General features: G+C 40.3%; 10 protein-coding genes. 8 read left to right on the top strand and 2 right to left on the bottom strand.

All coding sequences use genetic code 11. The features are described from left to right. Positions 1-32: 32 nt before the first annotated feature. The 3 genes from rbfA (at position 33) to LG375_RS05320 (ending at position 2,540) form a co-directional block, all read left to right on the top strand. The gene (rbfA, locus tag LG375_RS05330; RefSeq protein ID WP_225745449.1) at positions 33-386 is read left to right on the top strand and encodes a 30S ribosome-binding factor RbfA; all 354 of its coding nucleotides are present in this window, start codon (positions 33-35) and stop codon (positions 384-386) included. 64 nt (positions 387-450) lie between these two features. Then, positions 451-1,014 (top strand): TIGR00730 family Rossman fold protein, encoded by a 564-nt coding sequence (locus tag LG375_RS05325; RefSeq protein ID WP_038675316.1) that lies wholly within the window; start codon positions 451-453, stop codon positions 1,012-1,014. Positions 1,015-1,307: 293 nt separating this feature from the next. Continuing rightward, a complete protein-coding gene (locus LG375_RS05320; protein ID WP_225745448.1) occupies positions 1,308-2,540 on the top strand; it encodes a lipid II:glycine glycyltransferase FemX in 1,233 nt (410 codons plus the stop codon). Between the two features lie 62 nt (positions 2,541-2,602). Here LG375_RS05320 and LG375_RS05315 read toward each other — a convergent pair whose 3' ends face one another. Continuing rightward, the gene (locus LG375_RS05315) at positions 2,603-4,048 is read right to left on the bottom strand and encodes a UDP-N-acetylmuramoyl-L-alanyl-D-glutamate--L-lysine ligase (RefSeq protein ID WP_225745447.1); all 1,446 of its coding nucleotides are present in this window, start codon (positions 4,046-4,048) and stop codon (positions 2,603-2,605) included. A gap of 94 nt (positions 4,049-4,142) precedes the next feature. Here LG375_RS05315 and LG375_RS05310 point away from each other — a divergent pair, with 94 nt between their 5' ends. The 4 genes from LG375_RS05310 to LG375_RS05295 all read left to right on the top strand — a co-directional run bounded on the left by LG375_RS05310 (position 4,143) and on the right by LG375_RS05295 (position 11,233). Continuing rightward, positions 4,143-5,774, top strand: a complete 1,632-nt coding sequence (locus LG375_RS05310) for a polysaccharide biosynthesis protein (RefSeq protein WP_014633916.1) — start codon at positions 4,143-4,145, stop codon at positions 5,772-5,774. 116 nt (positions 5,775-5,890) lie between these two features. Beyond that, positions 5,891-8,671, top strand: coding sequence for a cation-translocating P-type ATPase (locus tag LG375_RS05305; protein ID WP_225745446.1), 2,781 nt, complete (start codon positions 5,891-5,893; stop codon positions 8,669-8,671). A gap of 293 nt (positions 8,672-8,964) precedes the next feature. After that, positions 8,965-10,059: a cystathionine gamma-synthase gene (locus LG375_RS05300; protein ID WP_037599041.1), complete on the top strand. Its 1,095-nt coding sequence runs from the start codon at positions 8,965-8,967 to the stop codon at positions 10,057-10,059. Between the two features lie 10 nt (positions 10,060-10,069). Beyond that, positions 10,070-11,233 carry a MalY/PatB family protein gene (locus tag LG375_RS05295; protein WP_225745445.1) on the top strand — a complete coding sequence of 388 codons (1,164 nt, stop codon included), beginning with the start codon at positions 10,070-10,072 and terminating at the stop codon, positions 11,231-11,233. Positions 11,234-11,268: 35 nt separating this feature from the next. Here the strand turns inward: LG375_RS05295 and LG375_RS05290 are convergent, their stop codons facing one another. Further along, entirely contained in the window at positions 11,269-12,990 is a 1,722-nt protein-coding gene (locus LG375_RS05290) for a glycoside hydrolase family 32 protein (RefSeq protein WP_225745444.1), read from the bottom strand. A gap of 160 nt (positions 12,991-13,150) precedes the next feature. On the opposite strand from LG375_RS05290, the gene LG375_RS05285 reads away from it, so the two are divergent. After that, a complete protein-coding gene (locus LG375_RS05285) occupies positions 13,151-16,066 on the top strand; it encodes a glycoside hydrolase family 68 protein (RefSeq protein WP_225745443.1) in 2,916 nt (971 codons plus the stop codon). The last annotated feature ends 60 nt before the right edge of the window (positions 16,067-16,126 follow it).

Here is a 16,126-nt window from a genome sequence, read left to right as displayed (position 1 = left end):
TTCCATCATAATAAGAGAGAAAGGATAAGACTATGGGAAATTCATTTCGTGTAGACCGTGTTGGTATGGAAATCAAACGTGAGGTCAATGAAATTCTTCAAAAGAAAGTTCGTGACCCACGTGTGCAAGATGTCACTATCACAGATGTGCAAATGCTAGGCGATTTGTCAGCTGCTAAGATTTTTTACACTATTCATTCAACCTTGGCCTCAGATAACCAAAAAGCACAAACTGGTCTTGAAAAGGCTACTGGGACAATCAAGCGTGAACTTGGTAAAAAAATGACCATGTATAAGATTCCAGATTTGACCTTCATTAAGGATGAGTCTATCGAATACGGTAATAAAATTGATGAAATGCTTCGTAATTTGGAGCGTAAAGACTAAGAAAAAATTCCTGTCAGTTATGGCGGGAATTTTGCGTTATAATAGAATAAAAAGGAGGACTTCAATGAAAGTAACGGTCTATTTGGGAGCTAATATGGGTGACAGTCCTAGCTTTAAGAAAGCAACAATTGCCTTGGGTCAGTGGATTGCTAAAAATGGGCATACCCTAGTCTATGGTGGCAGTAAGATGGGACTTATGGGAGTTCTTGGTGATACGGTTTTGGAAAATGGTGGACAGGCTCATGGCATTATGCCACAATTCCTCAAAGATAGGGAGATAGCTTATGAGGGGTTAACCTCAATGACAATAGTAGAAACTATGGCAGAACGAAAGACTGCTATGCTAGAGCAAGGAGATCTCTTTATCGCCCTTCCAGGAGGTCTAGGGACACTGGAAGAAATCTCTGAAGCCATTGCAGCTGCTCGAGTCGGTAAGTTGGACAAACCCTGTGTTTTCTTCAATCTCAATGGCTATTATGATGCTATGAAAACGATGCTAGATACCATGGTTGCTCATGATTTTTTGGAGGCTGAAACAGCAGCAAAATTCCTCTTTACAGATGATTTTTCAGAAATTGAAGCTTTTGTCCAGTCTTATGAACCACCTCAATTGAGACGTTATAGGTAACTTTATATGATAGGTTAGCTCTCTAAGTTTAAAAGGAGAGCTTTTTTGATGGAGAGACGTTAGTAATTATTTTTTTCTTTTAAATTTCAGAAAATTAACTAAAAACCTCTTAACAAAAATGATAGATTTGTATATAATAGTGTTTGTAAATTTAATCATTTAACAAATTTTCCTCATCATCTGTGAGTAATATCCATGAATACTTAATACCCCTCTTGGTTAGGAAAACTTTGCCAATCATTTATTTTTATGGGGAATGTGGGATATAGGATGAAATGGAAGGAATGATAAGTATGTCTATTATGGTTAAACATGTGAGTTTTGATGACTATCAAAAAACACAGACAAACTATAAAGATGCCAACTTTTTACAGTCAGCTGAGATGGCTAAGCTTCAGCTAAGCCGTAATCATATCGGAGAAGTAGAGGCTCTGGTTTTTGAAAGGGATGGCCTGCGGATAGGTCAAGCCATCGTTGTCTATAGAAGAAGCTTTCGTATCTTTAGAAAAGCTCTCTTGTTTCATGGACCCTTGCTAGATTACAATTCTATAGCTGATTTGACAGACCTTCTAGAGGCCTTGATACTCTACTTAAAAAAGAAAAATATTGCATCACTTTCTATCCATCCCTATCTTACCGATCTTATTAGGAATGAAGAACTTGAAATCATTGAAGAAGAAAAGGTTGATGAGGTCTCCAAGGTATTTGAAAAATTAGGTTTTGAGCAGTATTTAGATCCAGAACAGGCTCTAGTTGTTAATCAGATGTTTGTTAAACCAATTGACACGTTTACGACTTCTGATGAGATGCTCTCAGCCTTCTCACCATCTTTGAAGCGAGATTTAAAAAAATTCGCTGCTTTGAATGTCAAAGTTGAAGAACTACGTGAGGACAATCTCAATCAGTTTTATGACATCCTAGTTCGGACAGCAGAGAGAAAAGGATTTTCAGTTCATCCATTGACCTATTTCCAAGATTTGAAGAGGAACTTTGGAGAATCTGCAAAGTTTATGTTGGCTTATTTGGATTGTCCAGCTTATTTGGCTTATCTTGATGAGAATATTAAATCTTTTGAAGCTAAGATTCAGGCTTTAAAAGATGGCCCACAGAAAAAACGAACCAAGGGTCAGATTGCGGATGCCGAAGATCAGCTTAGAAGTTACTATAAACGTTTAGAGCAATTTAAGACCTACCAAGTCACTGGTGACAAATTACCTCTTTCGGCTTATCTTTTTATGGATTATGGCTCAGAAGTCGTCAGCTTTTACGGTGGGAATGATGAAGCCTATCTTAATTTTGGTGGAGCAGTTCTTCTTCATTGGGAAATGCTACGATATGCTAAGCGTGAGGGGAAAGAACGGTTTAATTTTTATGGGACAATCGAAACTGAAGCGGCAAGTACTGGAAAAGGGAATTTTAACTTCAAGCGTCAGTTTGGTGGGCAATTAGAGACTCTTGTTGGCTCTTTTGATAAAACCCTAAATCCTTTCTATGATATTTTTAAGAAAACACTAGGTAAAGACTAGTTCCTTGTATAGAAAAAAGTCAATTGAGGTTAAATTCATTACCTCAATTGACTTTTTGTCGTTTACAAATATTTTTTAGCGACTTCAATATCGCCAGCATAGTTATCACGTTTACCATTTACGATCTGGAAGGCATCGGCACCTTTACCGGCAATAACCACAGCATCTTTAGAGTCTGTAGTCTCAGACATTGCTGTTTTAATAGCTTCCTCTCGATCAACAATGATACGAACCTCGCGACTGATGTGGCTAGCAATTTCCTGACAGATAGCAAGAGGATCTTCCTTGTTAGGATCGTCGGCTGTTAGGATGACATCAACATCGTGGTAGGTATTGAGGACATGTCCAAAGTCTTTACGACGGCTTTCACCTTTATTTCCAGGAGCCCCTAGAATTAGACTAATACGACCATCTTGATGGCTAGTTACGACTTGTAAGAGCTTATCTAGGCTATCCCCATTGTGAGCATAGTCAACAAATGTCTTAGCCCCATTAGTTTGGGTTAGAACCTCCATACGCCCTGGAACAGAGGTTTGAGCGATTCCTTCCTTGATGTCTTGAAGGCTAGCTCCGAGACGTAGGCAGGCTAAACCTGCAGCCATAGCATTGTCCTGGTTAAAGTCACCGATAAGTTGGATATCATAGTCACCGGCTAATTTCCCACTTGCCTTAAAGCTAAAACCTGAGCCATGTTTAACAGCATTGTCGGAGTTTTTACCATAGAAGTCATGCTCTTTATCCGCAACTTCCTCAGCGATGAAATCAAAGTGATCCATACCGCTATTGACGATAACAACTCGACTGTTTTCCAAGAGGAGACGCTTATGGTAGAAGTAGTCCTCAAAGGTTGGGTGTTCAATAGGCCCAATATGGTCTGGGCTGATGTTAAGAAAGACACCTACATCAAAGGTCAATCCATAGACACGCTTTGTCAGATAGGCTTGACTTGAGACTTCCATAATCAGATGGGTCATGCCATTATCAACAGCTTCAGCCATCATACGGAAAAGGTCCAAACTCTCAGGTGTTGTTAAGGTAGACTTGAAGAAGGTTTTTCCGTCTAGTGTCGTGTTCATGGTTGAAAGCATAGCAGGTTTATGACTTTGCTTGAGAATATTGAAGGCAAAGTAGGCTGCTGTTGTTTTCCCTTTTGTCCCAGTGAAAGCCAGCAATTTAAGCTTGTCTTGAGGGTATTGGTAGAAGGCCTGAGCAACGAGGCTCATAGCCTGCTTAATATCTGATACGATAATGGCAGGTATTCCCACTTGATAATCTTTCTCAGCCACGTAGAAACTCAAGCCAGCTTTGACAGCATTCTCTAAAAATTCAGGCTTGAAAGCAGCTCCTTTGGCAAAGAAGAGGGACGATGGTGTGACATCACGACTATCATAAGAAAGATGATCAAAAGTCACCCCAGTCCATGAATAGTAGTAGTTGTCTTGGTCGATAATATCTCTAAAATTATGGTCCTTTTTAAGAACCTCTAGAACTTGTTCAATAGTAATCATAGTTCCTATTTTAGCCTTAATGTTCTTGTTTTACAAGTCACAGCCAAAAGTTTATAATAAACTAGATTATATTTTATTCTCTAGAAAGAAAGTTATGACTGAAACTAAAACTGATACACAGCAGCAGCAGATGCTAAGAGGGACGGCATGGATGACAGCATCCAATATTATCAGTCGTCTATTGGGGGCACTCTACATTATTCCTTGGTATGCTTGGATGGGTAAACAAGGTGACCAAGCCAATGCCCTTTTTGGTCAAGGGTATAATATTTATGCTCTTTTCCTCTTGATTTCAACAGCAGGTATTCCAGTCGCAATTGCCAAACAGGTGTCTAAATACAACACACTTGGAAAGATGGAGACGAGTTTCTTCTTACTCAAGCGTATCTTGTATTACATGATTGGTCTCGGACTTATCTTTGGCGTTTTCATGTACTTTGCTTCGCCGTGGATGTCTTACCTTTCTGGGGGAGACGAGGATCTGGTTCGCGTCATGCGTAGTCTTTCTTGGGCAGTTGTTATTTTCCCATCGATGTCTGTTTTACGAGGCTTTTTCCAAGGCTTTAACAACATGAAACCTTATGCCTTGAGTCAGATTGCGGAACAGATTATCCGTGTTATTTGGATGCTGTTGGCGACCTTCTTCATCATGAAAATTGGGACAGGCGATTATGTGACAGCAGTTGTCCAATCGACTTTTGCCGCTTTTATCGGTATGTTGGCTAGTTATGGGGTGCTTTTCTTCTACCTTTGGAAGGAGGGTAAACTCAAGAGTCTTTTTGGCAAGCAGGCTGTTCATCCGGATATCAATCCAACTGCAATTGTTATTGAAACCTTTAAGGAAGCCATTCCTTTCATTATTACTGGGTCAGCAGTTCAACTTTTCCAGTTGATTGACCAATGGACCTTTATCCGTACTATGGAGAAGTTTACAAGCTATAGCAACAGTCAGCTTCAGGTTCTCTATGCTTACTTGTCTTCAAACCCAAGTAAGATTACTATGATTTTGATTGCTGTAGCTATCTCCATTGCTGGGGTTGGGATTCCACTCTTGACTGAAAATATGGTTAAGAAGGATCTTAGGGGAGCAGCTAAACTGATTATTAATAACTTACAGTTGCTTTTGCTCTTTATTGTTCCTGCCATTGTAGGATCAGTGATTTTAGCTAAACCACTTTATACAGTCTTTTATGGTGCGCCAGATAGTCAGGCCCACTTGCTCTTTGTAGCCAGTCTGATTCAAGTTATTTTCTTGGCCTTGTATAGCGTTTTAGCACCAATGCTTCAGGCAATCTTTGAAACCCGCAAAGCTATCAACTATTTTGCGATTGGGGTTTTAGTTAAGGCTATTCTACAGCTGCCATTGATTATTTTCTTAGGAGCCCTTGGCCCGGTTATTTCAACAGCCATCGGTTTAGGTGTTCCAATTGCTCTCATGTATAATCACCTCCACACTGTTACGCACTTTAGTCGTAAGACAGTGTTTAGAAAAGCCTTGCTCATCTGTATCCTTACGGTACTCATGGCTATTCCAGTTGCGATCTTCTATTGGTTGTTCCAGTTTGTATTGTCACCAACAAGCCGTATGGGTAGTGTGATTTACTTGGTCATTGGAGGAGGCCTTGGAATCGGTGTCTACGGCGTTCTTGCTCTTGTAACTCGTATGGCTGACCAACTACTTGGTGCCCGAGCTGCTAGTCTGCGTGCTAAATTACATATTAAATAAAATCTAAACCAAGTCATGTGGCTTGGTTTTTTTCTTTTCAACCTTTTCTGAAAAAGGAGTATAATAGGGGTGAAAAAATGAAATCGTTTTAATGATTTAGAATCGAGGAAAGGATTATGGTTGATTCTAGACAAGAACATATAAAATTAGGGACCTATCCTCCCGAACAAGTTTACCAAGTCTTGCAGACAAGCCCTCAGGGTTTGAGCTCACAAGAGGTTAAGGAGAGGCAGGCGACGTATGGCCCTAACCAATTGAAGGAAAGTAAGAAGGAGCCTATTTGGCTGACCTTTTTCAGACATTTTACTAGTCTTATGGCACTCTTATTGTGGGCTGGTGGCTTTATCGCCATGCTTTCTCATAGTTTAGAGTTGGGGATTGCAATTTGGTTGGTCAACATTATTAATGGTCTCTTTAGCTTTATTCAAGAATATAGGGCGAGTCAGGCTACGGCAGCTCTTAATAAGCTTCTTCCATCCTATGCGCGAGTTCTTCGTGATGGTAAGGAGGATAAGATTCTAGCTCAGGACTTGGTGCCAGGTGACTTGGTTTTCATTGAAGAAGGAGACCGTATTTCTGCAGATGGACGCTTGGTCGCTGTGACAGATTTGCAGGTTAACCAGTCTGCCCTCACTGGTGAGTCTAATCCTATTTATAAGTCAGATCAAGCAGATTTGACTCCCGACAAGACTGAGTTAGAGTATGACAATATGGTATTTGCAGGGACTACTGTCTCTTCTGGTTCTGGACATTTTATAGTATCTGCTATCGGGATGAAAACTGAGTTTGGACAGATTGCGGATTTGACACAGAATCTTGCTCAGGAAAAGAGTCCCCTTCAGAAAGAATTAGACCATTTGACTAAACAGATTTCAGTTATTGCGGTGTCTGTAGGTCTCTTCTTTATGGTGGCAGCGACTCTATTTGTCCATCAGCCTTTGTCTCAAGCCTTTATTTTTGCATTGGGGATGATTGTGGCCTTTATTCCTGAAGGACTTCTTCCCACAGTTACTCTATCTTTAGCCATGGCCGTTCAGCGCATGGCTAAGGACCATGCTTTGGTTAAGAAACTGTCTTCGGTTGAGACGTTGGGAGCAACTTCTGTTATTTGTTCGGATAAAACAGGAACTTTGACGCAAAATGCCATGACGGTTAACCACTTGTGGACCTTGTCAGACAGTTATGAGGTCACTGGGCTAGGTTATGCATCAGAAGGACAGATTGAGCAGGAAGGACGACCTGTTTCTCTTGAAGAAAATGAGCTTCTTAATCGTTTGGTCCGCTTCTCTCATTTGGCTAGTAATGCTCAAGTTGTGGCTCCTAGTGCTGATAATCCCAATTTTACAATTTTAGGTGATCCAACTGAGGCTTGTCTTAATGTTCTCGCCGAAAAAGCAGGAATTAATTTAAATGACAATCATACTTGGGCCCCTCGCCTCAAGGAAATCCCCTTTGATTCTGATCGTAAACGGATGACGACAGTGCATAAGCTTGAAGTAGGAGTGGATGGCAGTCAGCATATTTCTATCACCAAAGGTGCTCCGAAAGAAGTGATGGAGCTTTGCTCAGACTACTATGATAATCAAGGAATGATTAAATCATTGACGGCTACGGAGCGTCAGGCTATCATTGCGGCTAACGACCAGTTTGCTCGCGATGGTTTACGTGTTTTAGCAGTGGCCTATAGACCTTTAGACAGTGAGCATATTGGAGAAGACAAGTGGGACATGCAGACCTTGGAGGACAATATGGTCTTTCTAGGCTTGGTTGCCATGAGTGATCCGCCACGTCAGGGTGTGCGTGAAGCCATTGAAAAATGCCATAGAGCTAGTATTCGTATTATCATGGTGACAGGTGATTATGGTTTGACAGCTCTTAGCATTGCTAAGAAAATCGGAATTGTACAAGGAGACGATGCGCGTGTTGTTTCAGGCCTTGAACTAGCTGGTATGGATGACAATCAGCTTAAAGAAGCTCTTAAAGGCGAAATCGTTTTTGCTCGTGTGGCTCCTGAACAAAAATACCGTGTGGTCAATGCCCTTCAAGAGCTTGGTGAAGTTGTCGCTGTTACTGGTGATGGTGTTAATGACGCCCCTGCCCTTAAAAAAGCTGATATCGGTGTAGCTATGGGGGTATCAGGAACTGATGTTGCCAAGGAATCTGCAGATATGATCTTAACAGATGATCATTTTGCTTCTATTGTTCATGCTGTCGAAGAAGGTCGTGCAGTTTATAGAAATATTCAAAAATTCCTGACTTATATTTTTAATTCCAACACGCCAGAAGCCGTACCCTCTGCTTTCTTCTTGTTCTCTTTGGGACGCATACCTCTTCCCTTAACGGTTATGCAAATCCTAGCTATTGACTTGGGGACAGATATGGTACCTGCTTTGGGATTGGGGGTTGAACCACCTGAAGAGGGCGTTATGGATAGACCGCCAAGACGTCTTTCAGATCGCTTGCTCAATCGACAATTATTGATTAAAGCTTTTGTCTGGTATGGACTGATTGAAGCAGCCTTAGCTATGGGGGCTTTCTTCCTTAATTATTGGGTTAATCAAGGTAATTTAAACCATTTGGCCAGCTCAGGTCCTCTTTATCGAGAGGCAACCACTATGACCTTAGGTGCTATTATCTTTACCCAAATTGGTATGGCTATGAATAGTCGTAAAGGTAGAGGGTCTATATTCCAAGTTAATCCATTTGCTAATCGTATTATTAGCTTAGGGATTGTTTTAGAAATTGTCCTCTTTATCCTCCTGTCTTACGTGCCTTTCTTCCACACGTTATTTAACACTGCACCTATTGGACTTGATGATTGGCTCTATTTACTTGCTTGTCCGTTTGTTATTATGGCTTTGGAAGAAATCAGATATCGCTTATTTGATAAAAAGTAAGTCAGTGGCATACCTTAGATTGAAGCAAGACTTTTAAATCATTTCTTAGCGCCTGAAACGATAATGTTTCAGGCACTTTTTGATGCTTGAAAACCTACTTTCGAAAATCTCAAAAATTGGGCTTATTTTAAATTAGAGTCAGTATCTATCTGTCTTTTTAGGTTATAGAAATAAACTATAACTAACTATCAAGAATCCGTATGATGAACTTACCATTATTTTCAGAAAATAGTGATAAAATAGAGGTCATAGATATGGAGCATATCCACTTTACCATGTAGAAAGGGCACATTATGACACAAGAATATCAATTAGAAACCGTTTTGGCACACGCAGGAATCAATTCGGATGAAGCAACAGGAGCCTTGGCTTCACCAATTCATTTTTCAACAACTTACCAACATCCAGAATTTGGCCATTCTACTGGTTTTGACTATACACGAACTAAAAATCCAACACGCGCAACAGTGGAAAAAACACTTGCAGCTATTGAAAAAGCAGATTATGCTATTGCGACAAGTTCAGGGATGAGCGCCATTGTTTTGGCCTTTGAAATTTTCCCAGTAGGCAGTAAGGTTGTAGCTGCACGTGACCTTTACGGAGGTTCTTTCCGTTGGTTTAATGACAAGGAAAAAGAAGGGCGTTTCTTTTTTGAATACACTAATACAGAAGACGAGATGATTGCGGCTATTACAGAAGATACCGATATTGTCTACATCGAAACACCGACAAACCCACTTATGATTGAGTTTGATATTGAAAAAGTGGCCAAAATTGCTCATGACAAGGGTGCGGTGGTGATTGTTGATAATACTTTCTATAGCCCAATCTATCAAACCCCGATTACTCAAGGTGCTGACATCGTTGTACATTCAGCTACTAAATATCTATCAGGGCATAATGATGTTTTGGCTGGTGTTGTTGTGACCAGCAACCAAGAATTCTACGATAAACTTTATTATAACCTCAATACTACTGGTCCTACCTTGTCACCATTTGATAGCTATATGCTCATGCGTGGTCTTAAAACCTTAAAACTTCGAATGGAGGCATCGACAGCCAATGCTCAAGAAGTTGTAGCTTTCTTAGAAAAGTCACCAGCTGTTAAGGAAGTCCTCTATCCAGGCAAGGGTGGTATGATTTCCTTCAAAGTGGCTAATCAAGACAAGATTCCTACCATTATCAATTCTCTAAAGGTCTTTACCTTTGCGGAGAGTCTAGGTGGTGTCGAAAGCTTGATTACCTACCCAACGACACAAACCCACGCAGATATTCCAGGTGATGTGCGTGCTTCCTATGGTTTGACAGACGACTTGCTTCGTCTTTCAATTGGTATTGAAGCAGCACAAGATTTGATTGCTGACTTGGAAAATGCCCTTAGTCTTTAAGGAGTTATCTATGACACGTTATGATTTTACAACACAACCAAATCGCTTGGATCAAAATACCATGAAATGGCACGAAGCCGAAAGTAATCCAGAACTACTTGAGCTTTGGGTTGCTGATATGGACTTCCTACCTGTTCCTGAGATTAGGGATGCAGTTATCAACTATGCTGAGACACATATTTTTGGTTATCCTTATCCAAGTGAAGAGCTTTATCAGTCCATCATTAATTGGGAAAAAAATCAACACGGTTACGTCGTTGATAAAGAGAGTATTGTTCTCATTGAAGGTGTTGTTCCAGCTATTTCAACGGCTATTCAAGCCTTTACCAAAGAAGGTGATGCTGTTCTCATCAACACACCAGTTTATCCACCTTTTGCTCGTTCTGTCCGCTTGAATAATCGTCGGTTGATTGAAAATAGTCTTGTTAAGGTTAATGGCCATTTCGAAATTGATTTTGAACAATTGGAACGTGATATCGTCGAGAATGATGTTAAACTTTATGTTTTCTGTAGCCCACATAACCCGGGTGGGCGTGTCTGGACTAAAGAAGAATTGACTAAGGTGGCAGATTTGTGCCAGAAACATGGTGTCCTCTTGGTATCTGATGAAATCCACCAAGACTTAGCTCTATATGGGAATAAGCACATCTCTATGAATACCATTTCAGATGCTTACAAGGACTTTACCTTGGTGCTTAGTTCGGCTACTAAAACCTTTAATATTGCTGGTACCAAAAACAGTTTTACTATCATTGAAAATGAAGACTTACGTAAAGCCTTTAAACAAAAGCAATTGGCAAATAATCAACATGAAATTCCAACCATTGGTTTGATTACAACCCAAGCAGCTCTGACCTATGGGCAACCTTGGTTAGAGGAATTGAAAACTGTCTTTGAAACTAATATTGACCTTTTAACCAAGGAACTTAGTGAAAAGACTAATATCAAGGTCATGAAACCTGAGGGAACTTACTTGGTCTGGCTTGATTTTTCAGCTTATGATCAAGACCATAATGAGCATGGACGTTTGCTTAAAGAAGAAGCCAAGGTAGTGCTAAATGACGGTATTACTTTTGGTTCTGAAGGAGAAAAACATTTCCGCTTTAACGTAGCTACGCCAACTACAGTTGTTGCAGAAGGAGTTAAACGTCTCGTTTCTGTCTTTGGAAAATAATAAAAGTGATGCGAACAGCATCACTTTTATTATTGTTATGAGTGTACATCGTAGATTTTCAAGTTTAATAGAAGATCTTTCTGAGTGGAGAAGACCTTGACATCCTGCCTGCCAGAGGTATTAAATCTGGCTAGAGTGTAGGTTTGGCCATTGGGGAAGAAAATTTCCAAGCTACGATTGTCTGTAATAAGCGTTATAGTGATATTATCAGTTTCCTTATAGTGACTGTCAGCTTTATAACCTTGACCGTTACCTAAGAGACCATCGTAATAGTAAGAAGAGGCAGTTTGACTACCATCCATGCTGTTATTCAGTTCGGCAGCATAGGCAGAGACCTGATAGGTACCACTTGTTATTTGGTAGGCGATTTTAACGTAATCAGAGCCTTGCCAGATATCAATGTAGATATAGCCTCCTTCTTTCTTAATATTTGAAAAATGCAGTTGGTAATATCCTGCACTATTTTTTCCAGCAAGATCAAGAAGGCCATTAGCATTCTGATTGTGACTTTTATCAATCCAAGGTTTTCTATTGTCACTGGTGAGTGGCCTTTGACTCGAAATGTTGCCGTTTTGATTTTTGAGGGTTAATTGTTCATTTTTATAGAGGGGGGCGGACTGAATAATACCGTCTTTATCCAGTTGTAGCTTTCTGGGTGTAGCGTAAAATCCGATAGTTTTTAGAAAATCACTCTTGGCCTCTTGGTCACTGTGAATGCCTGACGTGAAGTAGTTCCAATTACCAACCCAGCCAAGACTGATAAGGTTATGGTTGCTTTCTTCAATTCGATCGCTTCCAGTGAAGTTAGCGCCATAATAGTCTGAGCCTTGATCTAAGCGTTTTGTTTCTGTATCTACAATAAATAAGCCGTTACCATCTAAATGCCCTACAGTATAGTAGGTTCCAGTTGTTTCGCCTGAAGCTGTATCCTTAGCTCCAAAAAAGAGAACTTGCTTTTCCTGACCGTCAGTTGTTGTCATTGTTTTGAGAATGGGACACTCGATAGGAGCGTTGTCCTGCCAGTTACGCTCCTTAAAAAATGTTTCGGGTAGGATTTTGGAGTCTCCCTTGCTATCTGCTTTGGTCCAGTTGATACCATCTTGAGATTGATAAACACCTAAGGCGTCACCTTCAGCGACATACATGAGTAATTTGTCTTTGAAGTGGAAGACATAAGGATCGCGGAAATCTTTACCGTTATAGGAGTGTTCCTTTGTCAATAAAGGTTTACCATCTTTTAAAGCTTTAGTAAAGCTAGCTCCCTTGTCGTTTGACTCACTAGCATAGATTGCCTGGCTTCCATCATCCATGAGTCCAGTAAAATAGGCGACAGGTTCTTCGTTTTGGATACCAGAAATCCCCTGACTATCTGTGACTACACTCCCTGTCCAAGCAGAATGCCATCCTTCTTTAGAGTCACCCCCCTTTGCTGGTATAGCAGTCTCTTGTTTACTATAGGTGATAAAATCTTTAGTCGTTGTATGTGTCCAATCTTGACCGTTGGGTCCAAAAGGATCAGTAGCCCCATCCACAGAGTGTAGAAAATAGATATCATAGTAATTTTTTTCTTGATTCCACACGATAGTCTGTAGGTCGTTAGACCATCCTTTATGAGATGCTAGATGAAAGGTTTGACTCACAGAAACCTTATTTGTTTTTTGGGAAGGATTGTTAGCGTTCTCATTTTTTATTATAAAAACAAAAAATAAAATTAAAAAAACGAGAGCTAAAATTAGAGGTGAATATTTTGATTCCATATAGTGATATTTCCTGATAAAATTACTTATTTTGTAGTTATTATTTTAACAAAAAAATAGTTTTTTACAAAAAATATCAATTTGTCATTAAAAAAAGATTGGAATTTAGATTAAAAAATGATAGAATAAAACATGTAAAAACCTAAAAGGAGAGTTTTATATGGATAGTACAGTTAATTCACAGTCAAATACAGTAGCACCAAAGCAAGCAGAGTGCAAAAAGATGCGTTATAGCATCCGTAAGGTTGCCGCAGTAGGGGCAACATCAGCACTTGTTGGTACCTTGGCATTTTTAGGTGCCACTCAGGTAAAAGCTGATCAAGTTACAGAAACAGCACCAGCTGTAGCTACTGCGACAGCAACACCAGAAACAAGCACAGCATCTCTAACGGTAGCCAGTGAAACAGCAATAAGTGTGGCAACTTCAGAAGCAGTTGAATCTTCAGTTGCACATTCAGAGGTTACAACTACACCAGTTACAGAGACACAACCAAGCAACACAACTCCATCAGTAGTCGAAGAAAAGGCGTCTAGCACAGTAGTGACATCTTCATCAGATGCAACAACACCTTCATCAACAGTTGCTGCGGTTTCTGCTCCAGCTCATACATCAGAGGCTGCAGTAGAAGCACCAACTTCAACAGCAAGCTCAGAAACAGCTGATACACATACTGAAGTAGCCCTTAAACCTACTGAAAACAGCGCTGCTAATGCAAACCTTAGCAAACTTAACGGTCGTATCAAGTCTATTGTTGAAGATAATATGACCTCAGATCAAATCGTTGCCTTGACTGAGGAAGAAATTAAAGCACTTAATAAAGTTGACTTTAGCGATGATGCTATCAAGGGTACAGGTACTAGCTTGACTTACCGTAACTTGAAAGATATCGTTGCTAGCTTCTTGAAGCAAGACAGCAAATTGGCAGTTCCTTACTTTAAAGCAGATACAATCATCAATATGCCTGCTTTCAACACTGTTGATGCCCAAACGATGAAAAAAGAAGAAATCGACGTTTGGGATTCTTGGCCAGTCCAAGATGCTGAGTCAGGTGTAGTAAGCAACTGGAACGGTTATCAGTTGGTTATCTCAATGGCCGGTGCACCAAATAAAAACTCAAACCACATTTACTTGCTCTATAGTAAATACGGAGATAATGACTTTACGCATTGGAAAAATGCGGGTCCAATCTTTGGTTATAATGCCCTTGAAGATGACCAACAATGGTCAGGTTCAGCGACGGTAAACTCTGACGGTAGTATCCAACTTTACTACACTAAGAATGATACTAGTGGCGGTAAATTGAACTGGCAACAATTGGCTAGTGCTACACTTAACCTAGCTGTTGAAAACGACGAAGTTGTTATTAAGTCAGTTGAAAATGACCACATTCTCTTTGGTGGGGATAACTATCATTATCAAAGTTATCCAAAATTCATGAGTACTTTCAACGATGACCACAACCACGATGGAAATCCAGACCGTACAGATAACTACTGTCTTCGTGACCCACACATCATTGAAGATAACGGTAGCCGCTACCTTATTTTCGAATCAAATACAGGTGACGAAAACTACCAAGGCGAAAAACAAATCTACAACTGGTCAAACTATGGAGGAGATGACGCCTTTAACCTTAAGTCATTCCTCAATATTGTCAATAATAAACACCTTTATAACCTTGCTTCATGGGCAAATGGTTCTATTGGTATCTTGAAACTTGACGACAATGAGAAAAATCCATCTGTAGCTGAACTTTACACACCACTTGTTACTAGCCACTTGGTTACTGATGAAGTAGAACGTCCAAGTGTTGTTAAGATGGGTGGCAAGTATTACCTCTTCACTGCTTCACGTATCAACAAATCTACGGATGCTGAAGGTACTGTAGCAGCGCGTGAAGCTGTCGGTGATGACGTTGTCATGCTTGGATTCGTATCAGACAGCCTCCGTGGGAAATACCGTCCACTTAACGGCTCAGGTGTGGTCTTGACAGCCTCTGTTCCAGCTGACTGGCGTACATCTACCTATTCTTACTATGCGGTTCCTGTTGAAGGATCATCAGATACTCTTTTGGTAACTTCTTACATGACTAACCGTGGTGGTATTGCTGGTGCTGAGAATAAATCGACATGGGCTCCAAGCTTCCTCATTAAGATGAATGAAGATGATACTACAGAAGTTCTTCCTAAGATGACCAACCAAGGGGACTGGATTTGGGATAAATCTAGTGAAAGCTTGGTACACGTGGCCGATCAAAACAGTGCTAAATTGCCAAATGAGGACTATAACGTAGATTATTATGCAGTGTCAGATTATGGTCTTAAACCACATACTTATCCTACAGTTGATGGTTCACCGGGCGTTTCTGAAGCTCGCGGTGTCTTAACTGTAACTGTTAAAGATGGTGAAGACAAGAAATCAGATAAATCAGAAACACCAGTAAATCCAACAGAAGGTAATCATTCTGTTGATGATAAGTCTAACAAACCAGATACACCTTCTAAACCAGCAGACAATAATCAACCATCAACTAATAAAGAAGATAAACCAGCAACGCCGACGAATCCAGATTCTCCAGTTCGTAATCCGTTCCCTTATTTCACAGACCGCCCATCTAATGATAATAATTCATCAGATGATCATCATGTAGAGGTTCCTGCGAAACCTTCAACAGAGAGTTCTGTGGGTGACCGTCGTCCAGTAGCTCAAGCTACAGAGATTGCGTCACCAGTACCAGAGGCTATTGTAGCAACTGGACCAACTGTTTCAACGACTCCTGTTAAAGAAGAGTCTGTCACTGAAACAGAAGCTCCAAAACCAGCTAAGTCTGAAGAGGAAGTTCAGTCTCACGGAGTCGCTAAAGCTGATGAAGTAACTAAGTCTGATGAGTCAAGTAAAGACAACAATACTAAAGTTGCTGCCAAACTTGCTACGACTCCTAAGACACCAAGTGATTCAGAAGGTTCAAAGAGCAACATTCTTTCAATCTTGGCGACTATCTTTGCAGCAATTGCAAGTCTAGCTCTTCTTGGCTATGGTTTGGTCACAGGAAAGATTCATTTGCCTAAAAAATAATCCTTTTCAAAAACGTTTGCAGTAAAGCAAGCGTTTTTTTTGCCTTTTTGATATAATGGA

The sequence above is a fragment of the Streptococcus sp. Marseille-Q3604 genome, assembly GCF_916619785.1.
GTDB lineage: Bacteria > Bacillota > Bacilli > Lactobacillales > Streptococcaceae > Streptococcus.
Note: the sequence above shows the minus strand (reverse complement) of the source record. Positions and strands in the feature narration are given on the sequence as shown.